At 58.7% G+C, this 20,117-nt stretch carries 15 protein-coding genes; 8 read left to right on the top strand and 7 right to left on the bottom strand.

Annotation, left to right across the window (positions count from 1 at the left end):
- The first annotated feature begins 29 nt into the window (after positions 1 to 29).
- Positions 30 to 989, top strand: a complete 960-nt coding sequence (locus tag JQF37_RS18460; RefSeq protein ID WP_130206845.1) for a DMT family transporter — start codon at positions 30 to 32, stop codon at positions 987 to 989.
- A 110-nt stretch (positions 990 to 1,099) separates the two neighbouring features.
- Here the strand turns inward: JQF37_RS18460 and JQF37_RS18455 are convergent, their stop codons facing one another.
- Positions 1,100 to 2,494: a class II fumarate hydratase gene (locus JQF37_RS18455; RefSeq protein WP_130206847.1), complete on the bottom strand. Its 1,395-nt coding sequence runs from the start codon at positions 2,492 to 2,494 to the stop codon at positions 1,100 to 1,102.
- 192 nt (positions 2,495 to 2,686) lie between these two features.
- Between JQF37_RS18455 and JQF37_RS18450 the strand changes: the two genes are divergently transcribed.
- The 5 genes from JQF37_RS18450 to JQF37_RS18430 all read left to right on the top strand — a co-directional run bounded on the left by JQF37_RS18450 (position 2,687) and on the right by JQF37_RS18430 (position 7,088).
- Entirely contained in the window at positions 2,687 to 3,211 is a 525-nt protein-coding gene (locus JQF37_RS18450) for a DUF2059 domain-containing protein (RefSeq protein WP_103405727.1), read from the top strand.
- Between the two features lie 12 nt (positions 3,212 to 3,223).
- Positions 3,224 to 3,520 carry a BolA family protein gene (locus JQF37_RS18445; RefSeq protein WP_130206849.1) on the top strand — a complete coding sequence of 99 codons (297 nt, stop codon included), beginning with the start codon at positions 3,224 to 3,226 and terminating at the stop codon, positions 3,518 to 3,520.
- 174 nt (positions 3,521 to 3,694) lie between these two features.
- Positions 3,695 to 4,636 (top strand): rhodanese-related sulfurtransferase, encoded by a 942-nt coding sequence (locus JQF37_RS18440; protein ID WP_130206851.1) that lies wholly within the window; start codon positions 3,695 to 3,697, stop codon positions 4,634 to 4,636.
- A 39-nt stretch (positions 4,637 to 4,675) separates the two neighbouring features.
- Positions 4,676 to 5,278, top strand: a complete 603-nt coding sequence (locus JQF37_RS18435; protein ID WP_177329346.1) for a DsbA family protein — start codon at positions 4,676 to 4,678, stop codon at positions 5,276 to 5,278.
- The gene (locus tag JQF37_RS18430; protein WP_130206853.1) at positions 5,271 to 7,088 is read left to right on the top strand and encodes an ABC transporter ATP-binding protein; all 1,818 of its coding nucleotides are present in this window, start codon (positions 5,271 to 5,273) and stop codon (positions 7,086 to 7,088) included. Before JQF37_RS18435 ends, JQF37_RS18430 begins: the two co-directional genes overlap by 8 nt.
- Here the strand turns inward: JQF37_RS18430 and JQF37_RS18425 are convergent, their stop codons facing one another.
- On the bottom strand, positions 7,089 to 11,534 hold the full coding sequence (locus JQF37_RS18425) for a hypothetical protein (protein ID WP_130206855.1): 4,446 nt from the start codon (positions 11,532 to 11,534) through the stop codon (positions 7,089 to 7,091).
- A 180-nt stretch (positions 11,535 to 11,714) separates the two neighbouring features.
- On the opposite strand from JQF37_RS18425, the gene JQF37_RS18420 reads away from it, so the two are divergent.
- The gene (locus JQF37_RS18420; RefSeq protein ID WP_130206857.1) at positions 11,715 to 14,174 is read left to right on the top strand and encodes an EAL domain-containing protein; all 2,460 of its coding nucleotides are present in this window, start codon (positions 11,715 to 11,717) and stop codon (positions 14,172 to 14,174) included.
- Between the two features lie 45 nt (positions 14,175 to 14,219).
- Complete coding sequence (locus JQF37_RS18415; protein WP_130206859.1) at positions 14,220 to 15,014, top strand: iron-containing redox enzyme family protein; 795 nt, start codon at positions 14,220 to 14,222, stop codon at positions 15,012 to 15,014.
- 137 nt (positions 15,015 to 15,151) lie between these two features.
- On the opposite strand, the gene JQF37_RS18410 is transcribed toward JQF37_RS18415, so the two are convergent.
- The 5 genes from JQF37_RS18410 to JQF37_RS18390 all read right to left on the bottom strand — a co-directional run bounded on the left by JQF37_RS18410 (position 15,152) and on the right by JQF37_RS18390 (position 20,033).
- The gene (locus JQF37_RS18410; protein WP_130206861.1) at positions 15,152 to 16,078 is read right to left on the bottom strand and encodes a GGDEF domain-containing protein; all 927 of its coding nucleotides are present in this window, start codon (positions 16,076 to 16,078) and stop codon (positions 15,152 to 15,154) included.
- A 361-nt stretch (positions 16,079 to 16,439) separates the two neighbouring features.
- Positions 16,440 to 17,180 carry a YciK family oxidoreductase gene (locus JQF37_RS18405; protein WP_130206863.1) on the bottom strand — a complete coding sequence of 247 codons (741 nt, stop codon included), beginning with the start codon at positions 17,178 to 17,180 and terminating at the stop codon, positions 16,440 to 16,442.
- An 85-nt stretch (positions 17,181 to 17,265) separates the two neighbouring features.
- On the bottom strand, positions 17,266 to 17,937 hold the full coding sequence (gene mupP, locus JQF37_RS18400) for an N-acetylmuramic acid 6-phosphate phosphatase MupP (RefSeq protein ID WP_090467988.1): 672 nt from the start codon (positions 17,935 to 17,937) through the stop codon (positions 17,266 to 17,268).
- 4 nt (positions 17,938 to 17,941) lie between these two features.
- A complete protein-coding gene (ubiG, locus tag JQF37_RS18395; RefSeq protein WP_007973655.1) occupies positions 17,942 to 18,640 on the bottom strand; it encodes a bifunctional 2-polyprenyl-6-hydroxyphenol methylase/3-demethylubiquinol 3-O-methyltransferase UbiG in 699 nt (232 codons plus the stop codon).
- A 58-nt stretch (positions 18,641 to 18,698) separates the two neighbouring features.
- On the bottom strand, positions 18,699 to 20,033 hold the full coding sequence (locus tag JQF37_RS18390) for a TRZ/ATZ family hydrolase (RefSeq protein WP_130206865.1): 1,335 nt from the start codon (positions 20,031 to 20,033) through the stop codon (positions 18,699 to 18,701).
- Positions 20,034 to 20,117: the final 84 nt, after the last annotated feature.

Genomic DNA, 20,117 nt, shown 5'->3' with positions numbered 1-20,117 from the left:
GGCTCTTGAACGTTCGCTCTGGGGATCACATGCACATTTCATCGGGTCGCTGGGTTTACGGTCTGTTCCTGGCCTTGTTGACCGCGTTGCTGTGGGGAATCCTGCCGATCAAGCTCAAACAGGTATTGCTGGTGATGGACCCGGTCACGGTGACCTGGTTTCGCCTGATGGTGTCCGGTGGCTGCCTGTTCATCTACCTGGCGGCGACCCGGCGTTTGCCCAGTCGCCGAGCGCTTGGCCCGCGAGGTGGCTGGCTGGTGTTGATGGCGGTGCTGGGTCTGGTGGGCAACTACGTGTTGTATTTGATGGGCCTGAACCTGCTCAGCCCCGGCACCGCGCAACTGGTGGTGCAGATGGGGCCGATCATGTTGCTGATCGCCAGTGTGTTCGTGTTCAAGGAGCGCTTCAGCCTGGGGCAGGGGATTGGCTTGCTGGTGCTGCTGGTCGGTTTCGCCCTGTTTTTCAATCAGCGTTTGAGTGAGCTGCTGACCTCGCTGACCGATTACACCGCCGGCGTGCTGCTGGTGCTGCTGGCGTCCACGGTCTGGACCTTCTATGCGCTGGGGCAGAAGCAGTTGCTGACGGTGTGGAATTCGTTGCAGGTGATGATGGTGATCTACCTGTTCTGCGGATTATTGCTGACGCCGTGGGTGCATCCGCTCGAAGCGCTGCAATTGAACCCACTGCAAGGCTGGCTGCTGCTGGCCTGCTGCATGAACACCCTGATTGCCTACGGCGCCTTTGCCGAAGCGTTGGCCCATTGGGAAGCATCCCGGGTCAGTGCGACCCTGGCGATTACACCTCTGGTGACTTTCGGTGCCGTGGCCCTGGCGGCCTTGTGGTGGCCTGCGTATGTGCACGCCGAAACGATCAATGGCCTGGGCTATGGCGGGGCGGTGCTGGTGGTGCTGGGGTCGGCGTTGGTGGCGTTGGGGCCATCGTTGATTGCCGGGCTCAAGGCGCGGAAAGTGCGGATGGCAGCAAGCTGATTCGCGTTATCGTTCATCACGAGCAGGCTCGCTCCCACATTTGACCGCGTGCACTGTTCAATGTGGGAGCGGGCTTGCCCGCGATTACGGACGCTCAGGCGCTACAAGGCTCAGCCCTTGGCGCCAGCCTCCAGCATGTTCTCCGGCCGCACCCACGCGTCGAACTGTTCATCGGTCAGATACCCCAGCTCAATGGCAGCCTCACGCAGGGTCAGCCCTTGCGCGTAGGCTTTCTTGGCAATTTCCGCCGATTTGTCGTAGCCGATGTGCGGGTTCAGCGCGGTCACCAGCATCAACCCCTGTTCCAGGTGTTCCGCCATTTTCTCGGCATCCGGCTCCAGGCCGGCGATGCAATGCTGCTGGAAGTTGCTGCAGCCGTCGCCCAACAGGCGGATCGATTGCAGCAAGCTGTGGATGATCACCGGTTTGAACACGTTCAGTTGCAAATGCCCCTGACTCGCGGCGAAACCGATGGTGACGTCATTGCCCAGCACCTGACAGGCCAGCATCGACAAGGCTTCGCATTGGGTCGGGTTGACCTTGCCGGGCATGATCGAGCTCCCCGGTTCGTTGGCCGGCAGTTTCACCTCGGCCAATCCGGCACGAGGCCCGGAGCCCAGCAGACGCAAGTCGTTGGCGATTTTCATCAGCGTCACGGCGAGGGTTTTCAACGCGCCGGACAGCGTGGTCAGCGGCTCGTGGCCGGCCAGCGCGGCGAATTTGTTGGGCGCGGTGACGAACGGCAGACCGGAAAGCGCGGCCAGCTCGGCGGCGATGGCTTCACCGAAACCGTGGGGCGAATTCAACCCGGTGCCCACCGCAGTACCGCCCTGGGCGAGTTCGCAAATCGCCGGCAGCGCGCTGCGGATTGCCCGTTCGGCGTAATCCAGTTGCGCGATGAATGCCGAGATTTCCTGGCCGAAGGTAATCGGCGTCGCGTCCATCATGTGCGTGCGGCCGGTCTTGACCAGCTTCATGTGGCGCGCCGCCAGCTCGGCCAGTCCGCCCGACAATTCGTTGATTGCCGGCAGCAGATGATGTTGCACGGCCTGGGCGGCAGCAATGTGCATGGCGGTGGGGAAGCAGTCGTTGGAGCTCTGGGAGCGATTGACGTGATCGTTGGGGTGCACCGGCGACTTGCCGCCGCGCGCGTTGCCGGCCAGCTCGTTGGCGCGCCCGGCGATCACTTCGTTGACGTTCATGTTGCTCTGGGTACCGCTACCGGTTTGCCAGACCACCAGGGGAAACTGATCGTCATGGCTGCCGTCGAGCACTTCATCGGCCGCTTGTTCGATCAATCGGGCGATGTCGGCGGGCAAGTCGCCATTACGGTCGTTGACCCGGGCGGCCGCTTTCTTGATCAGCGCCAGGCCATGCAGCACGGCCAGCGGCATGCGTTCGGTGCCAATGGCAAAGTTAACCAGTGAGCGTTGCGTCTGAGCGCCCCAGTAGGCTTCATCCGGGACTTCAACCTGGCCAAGGCTGTCGGTTTCGATACGGCTCATCGGTCACACTCCTGTCAGTTCGATTGCGCAGTTTAGGCCGTGATCCACGGCCGTGGTTCCATCAGTCTGAATTGTGTCCATTGAACCCCTCTAAATCAGGCGCGACAAGGCTTGGGGTTGAGTGACACACTTTTTTAGGCGCAGAATGGTCGTCCTTGGGGTTTTACCTCGCCTGCTAGAAAAGGAAACTCGATGACTCGTCTTCGTGCCATCTGTACCGCGGTTGCACTGGTTTGCGCCAGCGGCCAGGTTTTTGCCGATACCGCCAGCCACAACGCCAGTGCCGAGGCCTTCCTGACCCTGGCGCACGCTGACAAATTGGGCACTCCGGTGTACATGCAAGTTCAGCAAATGTTCGCTCAACGCTTCGAGCAAACCAAAGCCCCGGAATCGAAAAAAGCCGTACTCGAAACCTACCAGGCCAAGGCTAACGCCGCCCTGGACCAGGCCATTGGCTGGAACAAGCTCAAGCCAGACATGGTCAAGCTCTACACCAGCAACTTCACCGAGTCCGAACTCAAGGACCTGGTAGCGTTCTACCAGTCGCCGCTGGGCAAGAAAGTCCTGGAAAAAATGCCGCAGCTGACCCAGCAATCGGCCCAGATGACTCAAGCCAAGCTGGAAAGCGCAGTGCCGGTGGTCAACAAACTGCTGGCTGACATGACCGCCGAGCTGACGCCGAAAGACGCGACCGCTCCAGCCAAGAAAAAGCCTTAAGCGGAGTCTGGTATGACCATGCAACAACGCATCGAATCGACGCTGGGCCTGCTGCAGCCCCAGCATCTGCAGGTGCTGGATGAAAGCCATATGCACAGCCGCGGGTTGCAGACCCATTACAAGGCTGTCGTGGTCAGTGAGCAGTTTGCCGGGCTCAATCGCGTCAAGCGACACCAGAAGGTCTATGCCACGCTGGGCGAGCTGATGGGTGAGTTCCATGCGTTGGCGCTGCATACCTACACGCCAGAAGAGTGGGCGCAGATCGACGCGGCTCCGGCTTCGCCGACTTGTGCAGGTGGCGGTCATTAATGTGATGGGTTGATGGGCTATTGTGGCGAGGGAGCAGGCTCGCTCGCCACAACGTCATCTCGCGGTCCTAAAGCACACGGTTTTTGTTAGAATATGCAACGCGCCGCTCACCCGGCGCGTTTTTTTTCGTATCCGGTTCACCCCTTACGAGGGTAGCCACCTGGAGAATCACCCATGACACAACAGATTGTCGTGGCGGCACTGTATAAGTTCGTCACCCTGGAAAATTACGTCGACCTGCGCGAGCCCCTGCTCAAGGCGATGGTCGACAACGGCATCAAAGGCACCCTGCTGATCGCCGAAGAAGGCATCAACGGCACCGTGTCCGGCAGCCGCGAAGGCATCGACGGGCTCATGGCCTGGCTCAAGAACGACCCGCGCATGGACGACATCGACCACAAAGAGTCGTACTGCGACGAGCAGCCGTTCTACCGCACCAAAGTCAAACTCAAGAAAGAAATCGTCACCCTCGGCGTGGACGGCGTGGACCCGAACAAAAAGGTCGGCACTTACGTTGATCCGCAGGACTGGAACGCGCTGATCAGCGATCCGGAAGTGTTGTTGATCGACACCCGCAACGACTATGAAGTGTCGATCGGTACCTTTGAGGGCGCGATCGACCCGAAAACCACCAGTTTTCGCGAATTTCCCGACTACATCAAAGCCAACTTCGACCCGGCCGTGCACAAGAAGGTCGCGATGTTCTGCACCGGCGGCATTCGTTGCGAAAAGGCCTCGAGCTATATGCTCAGCGAAGGCTTCGATGAGGTCTATCACCTCAAGGGCGGCATCCTGAAGTACCTCGAAGAGGTGCCGCAGGAAGAAACCAAATGGCAGGGCGACTGCTTCGTCTTCGACAACCGCGTGACCGTTCGCCACGATCTGAGCGAAGGCGACTACGATCAGTGCCACGCCTGTCGTACGCCGGTCAGCGTCGAAGACCGTGCATCCGAACATTACGTGGCCGGTATCAGTTGCCCGCATTGCTGGGACAAACTGAGTGAGAAAACCCGTCGCAGCGCCATCGATCGACAAAAGCAGATCGAGCTGGCCAAGGCTCGCAACATGCCTCACCCGATCGGCTACAACTACAAGCAAATCAACTCCGAGGCTTGAATCATGTCTGCATGTCGCCTGCTCTACTTGATGGACCCGATGTGTTCCTGGTGCTGGGGCTTTGCTCCGGTGGCCAACGCGCTGGTCGAGCAGGCGCAGGCAGCAGGAGTGGACGTGCACCTGGTGGTGGGCGGTTTGCGTACCGGCAGTGGCGCGGCGCTTGAACCGACCACCCGGCGTTACATCCTCGAGCATTGGCAGGCGGTCACCGAGGCCACCGGCCAGCCGTTCAAGCTGGAAGGGGCGTTGCCGGATGGATTCGTCTACGACACCGAGCCCGCCTGTCGGGCGCTGGTGACGGCGCGAAGCCTGGCGCCGGATTGTGCGTGGAAACTGCTCGGTCTGATTCAGCAGGCGTTTTATGCCGAAGGTCGCGATGTTACCCACGCCAGCGTTCTGGTGGAGCTGGCGGAGCGGGCCGGTCTGCCGCGCATCGAGTTCGCCGCCGCTTTTGATCGTGCCGATATGCACGCCGCTACGGCTGCCGATTTCACCTGGGTCCAGGACCTGGGCATTGCCGGTTTCCCGACCTTGCTGGCTGAGCGAAATGGTCAATTGGCGCTGCTGACCAATGGTTACCAGCCGCTCAGTGTGCTTTCCCCGCTGCTCGGCCGCTGGCTGGAGCGCGCTGCCTGTGCATGATCTGCCCGACGATAGCGCAACGGTAAAACGTGTCGATCGGTTGAGCTGGGCGGAAATTCGTCGTCTGGCGCTTCATCACAAAAAGTCCCTGTGGATCGCCAACGGCGTGGCCGTGCTGGCAACGCTTTGCAGTGTGCCCATCCCCTTGCTCTTGCCACTGCTGGTGGACGAAGTGTTGCTGGGGCATGGTGACGCTGCGCTGAAAATCATGAACCACGCACTGCCGGATCCCTGGCAGAAGGCTGCGGGTTACATCGGCCTGATGCTGCTGGTGACCCTGACGCTGCGCTGCGCCGCCTTGTTCTTCAACGTGGTGCAGGCGCGATTGTTCGCGGCGCTGGCCAAGGACATCGTCTACCGCATTCGCATCCGGCTGATCGAGCGACTCAAGCGTATTTCGCTGGGGGAATACGAAAGCCTGGGCAGCGGCACGGTGACTACGCATCTGGTCACCGACCTGGACACCCTGGACAAATTCGTCGGCGAAACCCTCAGCCGTTTCCTCGTGGCCATGCTGACGCTGGTGGGGACCGCGGGCATTCTGATGTGGATGCACTGGAAACTGGCGCTGCTGATCCTGTTGTTCAACCCGCTGGTGATCTACGCCACGGTGCAGTTGGGCAAGCGGGTCAAGCACCTGAAGAAGCTCGAGAACGACAGCACTTCGCGCTTCACCCAGGCGTTGACCGAAACCCTCGATGCGATCCAGGAAGTGCGTGCCGGCAACCGTCAGGGTTTTTTCCTCGGTCGCCTGGGGCTGCGGGCCAGGGAAGTCCGTGATTACGCGGTGAGTTCGCAGTGGAAAACCGATGCCTCAAACCGGGCCAGCGGCTTGCTGTTCCAGTTCGGTATCGATATTTTCCGCGCCGCGGCAATGCTGACGGTGCTGTTTTCCGACCTGTCCATCGGCCAGATGCTCGCGGTGTTCAGCTACCTGTGGTTCATGATCGGGCCGGTTGAACAGCTGTTGAACCTGCAATACGCCTATTACGCTGCGGGCGGTGCCCTCTCGCGAATCAACGAACTGCTGTCCCGCGCCGATGAGCCGGAATACCCGAAAGGGGTCGATCCGTTCAATGGCCGCGAGACGGTGGGCATCGAGGTTCAGGGCTTGAGTTTTGGCTACGGCGACGAATTGGTGCTGAATCAGATGAACCTGTCCATCGCCCCCGGCGAGAAAGTCGCGATCGTCGGTGCCAGCGGGGGTGGCAAGAGCACCCTGGTGCAACTGCTGCTGGGCTTGTACACGCCACTGGCCGGCACCATTCGCTTCGGCGGTTCGACTCAGCAAGAGATCGGTCTGGAGACTGTCCGGGAGAATGTCGCCGTGGTCCTGCAACACCCGGCGCTGTTCAACGACACCGTGCGCGCCAACCTGACCATGGGCCGTGAACGCAGTGACGAGGCTTGCTGGCATGCGCTGGAAATCGCGCAGTTGCACGCCACGATACGCGATCTGCCCAATGGGCTGGACAGCATTGTCGGGCGCTCCGGCGTGCGTTTGTCCGGTGGCCAGCGGCAACGCCTGGCGATTGCGCGGATGGTGTTGGCCGAGCCGAAAGTGGTGATCCTCGACGAGGCCACTTCGGCACTGGATGCCGCCACCGAATACAACCTTCATCAGGCGATGGCACGGTTCCTGAGCAATCGCACCACGTTGATCATCGCCCACCGACTGTCGGCGGTGAAACAGGCCGACAGGGTGCTGGTGTTCGACGGCGGGAAAATCGCCGAGGATGGCGACCACCAGCAGTTGATCGCTGATGGCGGTTTGTACGCCAAGCTTTATGGGCATTTGCAGCAGTTGTAGTTAATTCCACAACACTTGGAGCGCATTTGCCCCGCCGTCGTAACCGAACTCTTTCACCACGATCGAGCATGACTCGCAAGGGCGCATTGTCGTAGCGACGTCTATGGATTTGATCGCTGCAGAATCAGGGTATTTTTCCCGAATCACACGGATCAACTTGCTTTCGCTGTCCAGAGAAGTAGGTCTGACAGTTTGCACAGGCTTGTAGGTGCCTATGTCCTTGATGGTCGTCGGTACGGCCAGCAGCTTGCCTTGATCGGTCACATCAAGGGATGTAATGGGAAAGTGCTGATTCAGATCGATATTGAAGTAGACAGAATCGCCGACCCTGACTTGATCCGCGCCCAGGTTTTGCTTGAACAGAGGCAAATGACTGGTCGCCTGTTGGCCTCCCGAAACGCTGACATAAATTTCCCGTTGCCCGGTCGTGGTCATGACCTCGGCGTAGGCGATGTTCCTCGGGTTGTAGGAGCGTTGGCGCCGCGGGATCAACTGGTGCAGTTTTTCCATGGTCTGGTTTATCCGCAGCGCACTGTTCGCCTTGCTGGCGTCGATGGTCGGCGACCCGAACAGGGTATCGAAAATGTTTGCCGTTCGTTGCCTCAGGGCTTCCGGCGCGTCCTTGCTGCGGCTCCAGGACGTGGCGCCTTGGGGCAATTGCGTGACGATCATTCGGGTCGAATGATCGAACATCAACGCCTCTCCAGGGCTGGTGTCGACCTTCAAGTGTTTCATGCTGCTCGCCGGTATCGGGTTCGTTCCGATGGGAATGGCGATCTCCTCCATGGTTTTCATGGCACGCGAAATGGCTTCGACTCCATGGATGCGCGCGATGTTGTTGGCGCTCAACGACCCGGTGTACACCAGTAACAATTCCGCTCCCAGCGTGCCTTCGGCCATGTCGGGCTTGAGCAGGCGTTTCAAGGTCAGCGGCTCGCTCAAGCTTTGTCCCTTGGGGACTGTCGCGACGTAATACTTGTCGGTGTTGATTCGGGTAAACACATAAGTGCTGGACTCATCGAGGGACGGCACCAGAATGGCGCCGATCCGATGCGAGTCCTCAGCGCCTTCATAGACGCCCTTAACCTCGATACGGCTGTAAATACCTTTGCGGAACATCAGGCTGGCCGGTATCTCGCGGCTGGGCACCAGCCACTTCCTGGCAAAGCCGAGCTGGGTGATGTCACCTTTGTAGAGCGTCGGGACATTGTTGATGATGTGATAAAGATTGCCTTCATGGGTAAGAAACTGACCTTCATGATGGAGCCGTGCAACCGGCACGGATACCCGGTCGCCAAACCATGGCGCGTACCCTTTGGTTTCGTCGAACGAGCCGATTTGCGGTGTGGGGGCCGGCTCGCTCGTCACAAAACTGCTGAGGCAGTCACTACTGCCGTTTGGCGTGCGACGTGGCCGGCAGGGCACCAGGGTCAATGCGCTGCTGTCATCGATCAGATCGACGCGGCGTAAATCATCTGCGTCGAGTCGGTAGGGCAAGTCGTCGATCAGTACCGTGGTACGGCCATCGATTTCGAGCACTTCCCGAACGCTGGCTTTCTCAGGCAATACAACGAAGACATGCTCGTCACTTTTCTTCAGTGGGTGGTAGCTGGAACGACCGAGCGAGAGATCGTGGGTGTGAGTCGACAGCAACGGCCCGAACGGACGAGAGGACAGCGGATCGATCGGGTAATGGCGAAATCCCAACGGCACGACATTACGCACGGGGACGTCTTCAATGCCTTTGACGATGGCCAGTTGATCGGCATCTGTCAGAGGTCGCCAGTGCCCGGGGTCGGTTACTTGAGTCAGGCCGTGGGAGAAGTCGTACTCACCAGCCTGTCCGGCCAGTTTCTTGAGTTTGAACAAAGCTTTGTTTTCGAGATGAACCAATGCGCGACCGCCCGCCCGACCGCCACGTGCAGTTGATTTAAGAAGGGCAGGCAGGGCATCCAGGGGATTGAGGTTTCTCAGATTGGTTGTCAGGAGGTTCGCTGAAAGTTTGCCCAGCGAGGGTAGCGTTGCCCGAATTCCCATTCGGCCAGCCTGGATGACCAGCCTCATACTGCCAGCCGCGAATTTCCCCAAAGGCATGGCAAATGAAATGATATCCACAATCAGCCCTATGGCCCCGAGGACTCGATCGCCGAAATTGTCGGATTGCAAATCATCGAGGCTGCCCCAGAACGGGATGAAGGGTTGGAGCATGTACAGCCAGTGTTTTTCATCGCGATCGCGCTCGAATTTCGTTTCTCCCCAGGCACTGGCCCGCAGTTCTTTTTCGTCGAGGTAGAACAGATTCTTCGAAATGAAAGAGGCAATTTCCAGGGAGCGGGACGAGGACAGTGTCAGGTTCGCTGAGATGTCGTGATGTGCCGGCGGGATCAATGAACGGCTGAGGGTGCCGCCCAATTGTTCGAGAATGGCGTAGCAGGTCGCTCCCTGCTTCGGTTTTATGCCTTTCTTGTGGGCTTCCCAGTCGAACGGCAGTTTGTTGCCACCCGTGATGGGTATAACGTCGTAGTCGTCATTGAAAGCATTGGGAGCATGGAAGTTTCTGCGGTAGCCACCGACCATTTTGACTGAAACATCCGTCCGTATCCGTATCAATCCGGCACGGGGAAGGCACTCGTAAAACGACGCCTTGCCGCGATAATCGGCTCGCAGAACAAACCCCATGCGCGCCCGCAGGGGCAGTATCAGTTCACTGGTCTCGTCATCCGCTTTGATTTTCGAGGTTTCTTCCCTCAGGGTGTAGACCCTGACCTCTCCATGTTCCAGAGCCTGACGATCAACCCAGGGCAAAGTAACGAGTTGGTTTTTGATCAGGGTTTCGTAGGCATCCTTGGCTTTATCGAGATAAGAGCTGAACTGTTTGTCGAACAGGGCTGATATGTCGGGTAAGGGTGTATCGGTGGAAAGGAAAGAATGGAGTCTGGTTCCAGTGTGCGCTCTCGTAAGGCCGTTCTTGAGAGCGCCGTCGCTGGACAGGCTTATCCAAAAATACCCGATCTTGCCGTCGGCGCTGACATACCACTTCGTGTTGGACGACAAGCCGCCCGAGGCATACACCTCAACCAGGGGATAGGTCGTTCCTGGAATGGGCGGAGTGTCGATCACGCTTCGTTTGCTGAGTTTTCCAGCGTTACCGTCGTCGCGCATCAGTCTCGTACTGAGCGGATCGTTGACTTCGCCAAGCGCGTCCACCAAGGATTTTTTGGCCAGATCCAATCGTTGTGGCGGTTCTGCCGCCATCCGGATAATCGCAGCGTTCAATTGTTCGGTGTATTTCTCCAGAGCGGTGGTCGGGTGCGTCAAGGCTTGTGCATTCTCGTCGGCCGGATCAATCGCTCCCGTGGCCAAGGTCCACTCGCGGGCAGCTTCGAGGCGAGTCAATGCAGTCAGATCAAGCAATGACTTTGAAGTGCTTTGACTTTTGCACAGGGGTAAATCCACCAGTTGCTGAAACGTCAGACGTTGCAGTAGTCCCGGATCAAGGGCATGGGCGAGTCTGGCGCCATGGACAAAATTGACCCAGACGACCGAGGTCGCATAAGGCAGATCATCCGGAATGTTGCGTACCTGAAATTCGACTGGAAACTGTCGCAGCAGCAGACGGCCGAGTACGGCTTTTTCCAAGGCCGTGGAGGCTCGCATCGAATCGAGCAGATGAGTCTCGAATTCGTGACGAAGACGGTTGTAACTTTTGCCATAGTTGGAGCGTTGTTGCAGGCTGTAGCCGGCAATGGTGTCGGGTTCTTCGTCATCCCACGGGCAATACCAGGCAAGCAGGGCCGCGGCCAGAAGCCGGGGGCCGATACCCGGAGCGGATGCTTCGCCGGGGCGAGTGCCGTACCATTCCAACACGTCGATCAAGCGCTGGGTCAGATAACGGGCCTTATGGCTGTCGAGCAAGCGCAGCAGGCAGACTTCGGGTGTCAGTTGCAACTGTTCAAGGGTAATGGCCGGTTCGACTTCCCTTGCCAGCCGGTCAATGATGGGCGTTTCTTCATCACCCAGAACCCGGCGGATTTCCTGATTGATCTTCAGACGATCGTCGGTAGTCAACAGGCGGCTGATATCAAGACCCTGTTCTAGACTCAGCCGATGGTTCGCGATTCTTTCTTCCAGCTCGCGAACCAGTGGGACAAGCGTGGTGGCGTTTTGTTGCTGAGGCACCGCAAGCCCGTAATATTTCAGGATATGCGTGAGACACAACAGGCGATCAGCGCGCACTTCTGCGCCGATACTCCGAACGACCTCGGCAATGTTTGCGCTGCCCTTGTCGAACTCTCGAGCCAGAGGCGAAAAGGGTTGAGCACTCAAATAAGTGTTGTCTGTGTGGATGCCTGAAGTCGGGATATCGCGCAGCTTCGACAGTAAGGCGTCGTATTCCGCCAGTTGACCGGCGTGATGCTGCGCTGAAGTTGAAGTGGGTAATTGCATGACAGGCTTCGCTCTCGAATGGAAAGAGCGCCAGCTTCAATACTTCAAGCCACTTCGAGGCGGTACATATATATTGGCGTCCCAAAATATCCCGGCTTGCCGGGAATGAGATCGCGCCCTAGTCTAGCTGTAGCGATTTCGTCCGGAAGACGAGCAAGAAGTGCTAATGCAAGGGACCTCATGAATCAAACGCGGACACTCGGAACGCCACGGTTATTGGGCATCGTCTGGCCATTTATCGCCGTAGTGTTGTTTCAAGCCTTGTTGGGTGGCGTTAGCCTTTACGTGCTGTCGGCGGTTCGCGGCTATGTAGCGGGTGAAAGCTTGTGGTCCAAAGGCCAGAAAGACGCCATCTACTACCTCAATCTCTACGCCGACAGTCGTGACGAGTCGATTTTCCGCAAATACCAGAGCGCGATGTCCGTGCCCCAGGGCGGTCACGAGTTGCGGGTAGCGCTGGATCATCAACCGCCGAATATCGAAGCGGCGCGCCTGGCGATTCTCAAGGGTGGCAACCACCCGGATGACGTTTCCAGTCTGATCTGGCTGTACCTCAATTTCCGCCATTTCAGTTACCTCGAGAAGGCTATCAATCTCTGGACGGTGGGTGATTCGTATCTGGTCAAGCTTGATGACGTTGCGCAGGACATGCACCGGCACATTGCCGCCGGCCCGGCCTCCGAGGCCGATATCAAGAACTGGAAGGCGCAGATATTTGCAATCAATGTTGAAGTGACTCCGGCAGCGAAAGCTTTCAGTGACGCACTGGGAGAGGGATCTCGGGTCATTCTCCGGCTGTTACTGGTGACCAACCTCGCCACCGCCCTTGGCCTGATTGCGCTGGCCTTGATGCGCACCCACAAGTTGCTCAAACAACGTCATGCCTTCGCCGATGCCCTGCAGCTCGAGAAAGACCGGGCGCAGATCACCCTGCAATCGATTGGCGACGCGGTGATCACCACGGATGTCGAAGGCGCAATTGCCTACATGAACCCGGCGGCCGAGATGTTGACCCACTGGAAGGCCGAGCAGGCGACGGGGTTGCCGCTGGCGGCGCTGTTCAATCTGCTGGACGAGAATGCCCACACCGACGGATTCACGTTGATCGAGCGAATTCTGAGCGGTCAGCTCAGCGGTGGCAGTGAACATTCCAAGTTGATTCAACGCCTGGATGGCAGCACGGTGTCGGTCACGCTGGTTGGCGCGCCGATCCGCAATGCCGGCAACGTCAGCGGCGCCGTACTGGTGCTGCACGACATGACCCAGGAGCGGCAATACATCGCCAATCTGTCCTGGCAGGCTACCCATGACGCATTGACCGGGCTCGCCAACCGTCGCGAGTTCGAGTATCGCCTGGAGCAGGCGCTACACACGCTGGCGCGGCAGACGGGGCGTCACGCCCTGATGTTTCTCGATCTTGATCAATTCAAGTTGGTCAACGATACCTGCGGCCATGCGGCGGGGGACGAATTGCTGCGGCATATCTGCGCGCTGTTGCAATCGGGATTGCGCGAAGGCGATACCCTCGCTCGGCTGGGCGGCGACGAGTTCGGCATCCTGCTGGAGAATTGTGGGCTGGAGGCGGCGGAAACTATTGCCGAGAGCCTGCGCCAGACCGTACAGAATCTGCACTTTGTCTGGAAAGGTCGACCTTTCGTGACCACCGTCAGTATCGGGCTGGTGCATGTCGCGCAACATCCGACCACACTCGAGGCTTCGTTGCGCGCTGCCGACATGGCCTGCTACATGGCCAAGGAAAAAGGTCGTAACCGGGTTCAGCTCTATCATCCGGATGATTCGGAACTGTCCCTGCGTTTCGGCGAAATGGCTTGGGTGCAGCGCTTGCACATGGCCTTGGAAGAAGATCGCTTCTGCCTGTATGCCCAGGAAATCGCGCCGCTCGGCCGTACTGACGCGGGCAGCGGACACATTGAGATCCTGCTGCGTCTGCATGACGAAGCCGGGCGCATGATCCTGCCCGACAGCTTTATTCCGGCGGCCGAGCGTTATGGCCTGATGAGCTTGATTGATCGGTGGGTCGTGCAAAACGTATTCAAGATCATCGCCCAATGTCGTGCCGAAAAGCGTCAGGGGCCTTTGGCCATGTGTGCGATCAATCTGTCAGGCACTACCATCGGAGATGAGGCTTTTCTGGACTTCCTGCGTGAACAGTTCGTTACTTATTCAATACCGGCTGAAATGATTTGTTTTGAAATTACTGAAACCAGCGCCATTTCAAATTTGGGCAGCGCAATCAGATTCATTAATGAACTCAAGGGCTTAGGCTGCCATTTTTCGCTGGACGATTTTTGCGCCGGTATGTCCTCATTCGCTTACTTGAAACATTTGCCTGTAGACTTCCTGAAGATCGACGGGAGTTTCGTAAAGGATATGCTGGACGACCCGATTAACCGCGCCATGGTCGAGGTGATCAATCATATCGGTCATGTCATGGGTAAGCGTACGATTGCCGAGTTTGTCGAGACGCCTCAGATCGAGCAGGCATTGCTGGAGATCGGGGTGGATTACGCTCAAGGGTATCTCATTGAGCGCCCGCAACTGTTTACCTGCGATAGCTTGCAAAGTCGTCCTGCCAGGCCTCAGCCTTTGTTGTTCAGGGCGCCTGGCACGTTCCGTTGAAATCTCTTGCTGATCCCAACAATCACAATCAAAAGGAGCTCGACAGTGATCGATACATTCAACCGAACCGGACCACTCATGGAAGCTGCAAGTTATCCCGCCTGGGCTCAACGATTGGTCCAGGACTGCAGCGAGAGCAAGCGCCGGGTCGTCGAACACGAACTGTATCAGCGCATGCGTGACAACAAGCTCAGCGCAAAGACCATGCGCCAGTACCTGATAGGTGGCTGGCCGGTGGTTGAACAGTTCGCGTTATACATGGCACAAAACCTGACCAAGACCCGTTTTGCCCGCCACCCAGGCGAGGACATGGCGCGTCGCTGGTTGATGCGCAACATTCGCGTCGAATTGAACCACGCCGATTATTGGGTGAACTGGAGCCGTGCTCACGGCGTCACCCTGGAAGATCTGCAGGCGCAACAGGTAGCCCCTGAGCTTCACGCCTTGAGCCATTGGTGCTGGCACACCAGTTCCTCGGACTCGCTGATCGTGGCCATTGCGGCCACCAACTATGCCATTGAAGGCGCAACCGGGGAGTGGTCGGCGCTGGTCTGTTCCAATGGCGTCTATGCGGCGTCGTTTCCCGAGGAAGAGCGCAAGCGGGCGATGAAGTGGCTGAAGATGCATGCTCAGTACGACGATGCTCATCCATGGGAAGCGCTGGAAATCATCTGCACCCTGGCAGGCATGAATCCGAGCAAATCCCTGCAGACGGAATTGCGCCAGGCTGTGTGCAAGAGCTACGACTACATGTTCCTGTTCCTGGAACGCAGCATGCAGCTGGAACACGCGGAAAGAACGCCGGTAGCCCGTGAGCGACTGGCACTGGCCGAAAACTGATCCGAGTAACATGCAATAAAACTGTGGGAGCGAGCCTGCTCGCGATAGCGGTTTATCAATCAACATTGATGTTGACTGGCACTCCACTATCGCGAGCAGGCTCGCTCCCACATTGATTATGCAGCGTTGCTGAAATCTCAGCCCGCCATCGTCAAACGGTTACGCCCTTCGCGCTTGGCCACATAAAGCGCATTGTCGGCCCTGCGCAACAGGCTCTCCACAGACTCGCCGGGCAACAGGGTCGAGCAGCCGATGCTGACGGTCAGCCCGACCAGACGGCCATCAGCCAGGAAGTCCTCGGTTTGCGCCGCCAACCGCAGTCGTTCGCCAACCATGGCCGCTGCTTCCCGGGTGGTGTTCGACAGCAGGATCAGGAACTCTTCCCCGCCATAGCGAAACACCATGTCTACGTTACGCAACTGGCCTTTGATCGACGCGGCAACGGCCTTGAGCACGTCATCGCCGGCACTGTGCCCGTGGGTGTCGTTGATCTGCTTGAAGTGATCGATGTCCAGCATCAATAGCGACAGCGGTTGCAAATGGCGCCGCGACAGTTCGATTTCCCGCTGCAGCGTCTGGTCCATGGCGATACGGTTGCCGGTGTCGGTCAGTGGATCGCGCAATGCGCTCCGGGTGGCGGCACGGTAAAGCAAGGCGTTGCGCATCGGATAAAGCAGCGAGGCCAGCAGCGATTCGAGGTTGCCCTGTTCTTGCTCGGTGAAGCGCTGATTGCGGCGAAACACCAGTTCACCCAGGTGTTCACCTTCATGACTGAGGTTGTAACTGATGGAGTGATGCCCGCGTTGGCCGAACTCCAGGCGCAAGTCGCTGCTATTGTGCTGGTAACTCAAGGAATCGAGTGGAACGAGTCGCTGAATTTCGCGGAAAAACAGTCCGAGAATGCGTTGTGGCTCAAGACTGGTTTGCAGCTGCAGGCTCAGTTGCTGGCGCAGTTGCGCAAGACTGAGAGGTCTTTCCAGAGTGGTTTGCTGCTGACCAAAACCCAGGCGTTGCAATTTGGCGCTATCGAAGTCAATTGCGTTGGTCTGGGAAGGTGATTTCATATGCTGTGCGCCCCTGAGCAGTAAGGCTGTCTTACAAGCTGGGTGAGAGCGGCTTTGGGCTGCGCGTCATACTGGTCCGTCAGTCCCGTAGGACATCTCTTACAAGTCTAATCTGCTTTATCGCGGTTTTGTAACCCGTCGAGTTAAGCCCCGCTTGCCTGCTTTCACACTGCCTGTTTGAACAAAGGTAGAGCGAAAGTCATGCCAGAGCGTTCAATTAAATAAAAATATTTCGAAATCAATGTGTTAACGGTAGCTGAAAGGGTGGAGGGCACTTGTGCGGCATTTGATTGACTGAAAAACCACTGAACCTTGGGTGCCGCGACGGGAAGTCGGCGCGGCACAAAAGCGACGCACGGTATTACTGGGCGTTGAATGCCTGGCCGTTGATACCTGTGCTGTCCGGACCCATCAGGTAGAGGTAGACCGGCATGATTTCCTCGGGCGTCGGGTTGTTCAGCGGGTTTTCCCCCGGATACGCCTGGGCGCGCATGCTGGTCCGGGTGGCGCCCGGGTTGATGCTGTTGGAGCGTACGGGGGCCACGGTGTCGACTTCATCGGCCAGCGTTTGCATCAGGCCTTCGGTGGCGAACTTCGAGACACCATAAGCGCCCCAGTACGCACGGCCCTTGCGGCCGACGCTGCTGGAGGTGAATACCACCGAGGCGTCCCGGGACAGCTTGAGCAGTGGCAACAGTGTGCTGGTCAACATGAACATGGCGTTGACGTTGACTTGCATGACCCGCATGAAGTTTTCGCCGGACAGTTGTTCGATCGGCGTGCGTGGGCCGATGATTGACGCGTTGTGCAGCAGGCCATCGAGGTGGCCGAATTCACTTTCGATCATCGCCGCCAGCTCATCGTATTGATGGGGCAGGGCGGTTTCCAGATTAAACGGGATCACCGCGGGTTGCGGATGGCCGGCCGCTTCGATTTCGTCGTAGACCTGAGTCAGATTGGCTTCGGTCTTGCCCAGCAACAGTACGGTAGCGCCATGGGCCGCATAGGTTTTCGCGGCGGCGGCGCCTATGCCACGACCGGCACCGGTGACCAGGATGACCCGGTCCTTGAGCAAATCAGGGCGAGCGGAATAATCGAACATAAAAACCTCACAGCAAATTCAACAAGAAGCGGAGACCGAACCTGTGGCGAGGGAGCGGGCTCCCTTGCCACCAAGGCGTCTTTGGTCAGCAGCTGCAAAGGGCGCTATCGAGCACCTTGCGCAATTCCAGCGGATGATCGACCACCACGTCCGCGCCCCAGTGCCGCGGGTTGTCGTCCGGGTGGATGTAGCCGAACGTCACCGCTGCCGTCCTGGTGCCCGCATCGCGGCCCGATTCGATATCGCGCAAATCATCGCCGACGAACAAGACGCTGGCCGGGTGGAGGTCAAGCATCTTGCAGGCGAGGATCAGTGGCTCGGGGTCCGGTTTGCTGTTCTTCACGTGGTCCGGACAGATCAGCAGGGCCGAACGCTCGGCCAGCCCGAGCTGCTGCATGATCGGTTCGGCGAAACGCAGTGGCTTGTTGGTGACCACGCCCCAGATCAGGTTGGCGCTCTCGATGTCGGCCAGCAGTTCGCCCATGCCGTCGAATAGTTTGCTGTGTACGGCACAACCCACGAGGTAGCGCTCAAGGAATTCCAGGCGCAGCTCTTCGAAGCCTGGGGACTCAGGGTCCATGGAGAAGGTCACGGCGACCATCGCCTTGGCACCACCGGAAATCTCATCGCGAATATGTTTGTCGTTGATCGGCGGCAAGCCGCGATCGGCACGCATCGCCTGACAGATCGCAATGAAGTCCGGCGCGGTGTCGAGCAGGGTGCCGTCCATGTCGAATAGAACTGCTCTGATACGCATCGGCTTACTCCTCGCGCAGGGTCTGGATCATGTAGTTGACGTCAACATCGGCTGCCAGTTTGTAGTGCTTGGTCAGCGGGTTGTAGGTCAGGCCGATAATATCCTTGACCGTCAGGCCAGCCATGCGGCTCCAGGCGCCAAGCTCGGAAGGCCGAATGAATTTCTTGAAGTCGTGGGTGCCGCGCGGCAGCAGCTTCATGATGTATTCGGCGCCGACAATGGCGAACAGGTAGGCCTTCGGGTTGCGGTTGATGGTGGAGAAGAACACCTGGCCGCCGGGTTTGACCATGCGGAAGCAGGCACGGATGACCGAGGAGGGGTCCGGCACGTGTTCGAGCATCTCCAGGCAGGTGACGACGTCGAATTGCTCCGGCATTTCCTCGGCCAGGGCTTCGGCGGTGATTTGCCGGTATTCGACGTTCACGCCGGACTCCAGTTGATGCAACTGCGCGACCGCCAGTGGCGCTTCGCCCATGTCGATGCCCGTCACCGTAGCGCCGCGCTGGGCCATGGCTTCGCTGAGAATGCCGCCGCCGCAGCCGACGTCGAGGACTTTCTTGCCGGCCAGGTTGACGCGTTCGTCAATCCAGTTGACTCGCAGCGGGTTGATGTCGTGCAGTGGTTTGAATTCGCTTTCACGATCCCACCAGCGGTGCGCCAGGGCTTCGAATTTGGCGATTTCGGCGTAGTCGACGTTGCTCATGGTTTAAGTCCTCTAAAACTTGAAAAATCCTGTTGCCCCGGTTTTCGGTCCGGGGGGCTTACGATTCGTAGCGACCGCTGATGCGCTGGCCCCAGGCCTTGGCGATGGCGATCAACTGTTGTTCATCCAGGCGGGTCAGGCGCCGGTCGTCCAGCAGTTGCTGGCCGGCGACCCAAAGGTGTTTCACGCTGTCCCGGCCCGTGGCATAGATAAGCTGCGAAACAGGGTCGTAGACCGGTTGTTGGGCCAGCCCGGAGAGGTCGAATGCCACCATGTCAGCGGCCTTGCCCAGTTCCAGGGAGCCGACCTCGGCTTCGATCCCCAGGGCACGTGCACCGTTGAGCGTGGCCATGCGCAGGGCGCGATGGGCATCCAGCGCGGTGGCCGAGCCGGCGACCGCCTTGGCGAGCAGGGCGGCGGTGCGGGTTTCACCGAGCAGGTCCAGGTCGTTATTGCTGGCCGAGCCATCGGTGCCGACCGCGACATTCACGCCAGCCTGCCAGAGGCGTTCCACCGGGCAGAAACCGCTGGCCAGCTTCAGGTTCGACTCCGGGCAATGAATCACGCTGGTGTTGCTTTCTACCAGCAGCGCCAGGTCTTCTTCGCTGATCTGGGTCATGTGAACGGCCTGGAAGCGCGGCCCGAGCAGGCCCAGTCGCGCGAGGCGAGCCAGCGGACGTTCGCCGCGCTGCTCGATCGACTGCTGCACCTCGAACGCGGTTTCATGCACGTGCATGTGGATCGAGGCGTCGAGTTCTTCGGCGATCACGCGGATTTTTTCCAGGTTTTCGTCGCCCACGGTATAAGGGGCATGGGGGCCGAAGGTGACTTTGATGCGGTCATGGTGCTTGAGGTCGCCGAACAACTCGATGCCCTGACGAATGGCTTCGTCCGCCGTGCTGGCGCCGGGAATGGGGAAATCGAGGATCGGGATCGCGATCTGTGCGCGAATGCCGCTCTTGTGCACGCGCTCGGTGGCAACCTTCGGGAAGAAATACATGTCAGAGAAGCAAGTGATGCCACCTTTGATCTGCTCGGCGATAGCCAGGTCCGTGCCATCGCGGACAAAATCCTCGTCGACCCATTTGGCTTCGGCCGGCCAGATGTGGTTTTCCAGCCAGGTCATGAGCGGCAGGTCATCGGCCAGGCCGCGGAACAGGGTCATCGCCGCATGTCCGTGAGCATTGATCAGGCCGGGACTGAGCAAGATGTCCGGCAGATCTCGCACTTCGCTTGCATTAAGCTTCAGGGCGGCGGAACGTGGGCCGATGAAGACGATGCGTCCGTCGCGGATGCCCAGGGCATGGTCCTTGAGGACAACGCCAGCGGGTTCGACGGGTACCAGCCAGGTCGGCAGTAATAACAGGTCGAGCGCAGCGGCAGTGTTCGGCATCGAGGGTCGGTTCCAGTGCTTTTGTAAAGGATGGCGAAGTATACCCGAGCGTCTTCGCGGGGGGATCGCTATAATCGGCGGCTT

Origin of the sequence: Pseudomonas sp. MIL9 (genome assembly GCF_016887925.1) — a bacterium.
Lineage (GTDB): Bacteria > Pseudomonadota > Gammaproteobacteria > Pseudomonadales > Pseudomonadaceae > Aquipseudomonas > Aquipseudomonas mohnii.
Note: the sequence above shows the minus strand (reverse complement) of the source record. Positions and strands in the feature narration are given on the sequence as shown.

Bases quoted from the DNA above. Each gene is read 5' to 3' on its own strand.
- JQF37_RS18445 (WP_130206849.1), top strand. From the start codon at position 3,224: ATGACCATGCAACAACGCATCGAATCGACGCTGGGCCTGCTGCAGCCC.
- JQF37_RS18440 (WP_130206851.1), top strand. From the start codon at position 3,695: ATGACACAACAGATTGTCGTGGCGGCACTGTATAAGTTCGTCACCCTG.
- JQF37_RS18390 (WP_130206865.1), bottom strand. From the start codon at position 20,033: ATGCCGAACACTGCCGCTGCGCTCGACCTGTTATTACTGCCGACCTGG.
- ubiG (WP_007973655.1), bottom strand. From the start codon at position 18,640: ATGAGCAACGTCGACTACGCCGAAATCGCCAAATTCGAAGCCCTGGCG.
- JQF37_RS18420 (WP_130206857.1), top strand. From the start codon at position 11,715: ATGAATCAAACGCGGACACTCGGAACGCCACGGTTATTGGGCATCGTC.
- JQF37_RS18405 (WP_130206863.1), bottom strand. From the start codon at position 17,180: ATGTTCGATTATTCCGCTCGCCCTGATTTGCTCAAGGACCGGGTCATC.
- JQF37_RS18410 (WP_130206861.1), bottom strand. From the start codon at position 16,078: ATGAAATCACCTTCCCAGACCAACGCAATTGACTTCGATAGCGCCAAA.
- JQF37_RS18425 (WP_130206855.1), bottom strand. From the start codon at position 11,534: ATGCAATTACCCACTTCAACTTCAGCGCAGCATCACGCCGGTCAACTG.
- JQF37_RS18460 (WP_130206845.1), top strand. From the start codon at position 30: ATGCACATTTCATCGGGTCGCTGGGTTTACGGTCTGTTCCTGGCCTTG.
- JQF37_RS18435 (WP_177329346.1), top strand. From the start codon at position 4,676: ATGTGTTCCTGGTGCTGGGGCTTTGCTCCGGTGGCCAACGCGCTGGTC.
- JQF37_RS18455 (WP_130206847.1), bottom strand. From the start codon at position 2,494: ATGAGCCGTATCGAAACCGACAGCCTTGGCCAGGTTGAAGTCCCGGAT.
- JQF37_RS18450 (WP_103405727.1), top strand. From the start codon at position 2,687: ATGACTCGTCTTCGTGCCATCTGTACCGCGGTTGCACTGGTTTGCGCC.
- mupP (WP_090467988.1), bottom strand. From the start codon at position 17,937: ATGCGTATCAGAGCAGTTCTATTCGACATGGACGGCACCCTGCTCGAC.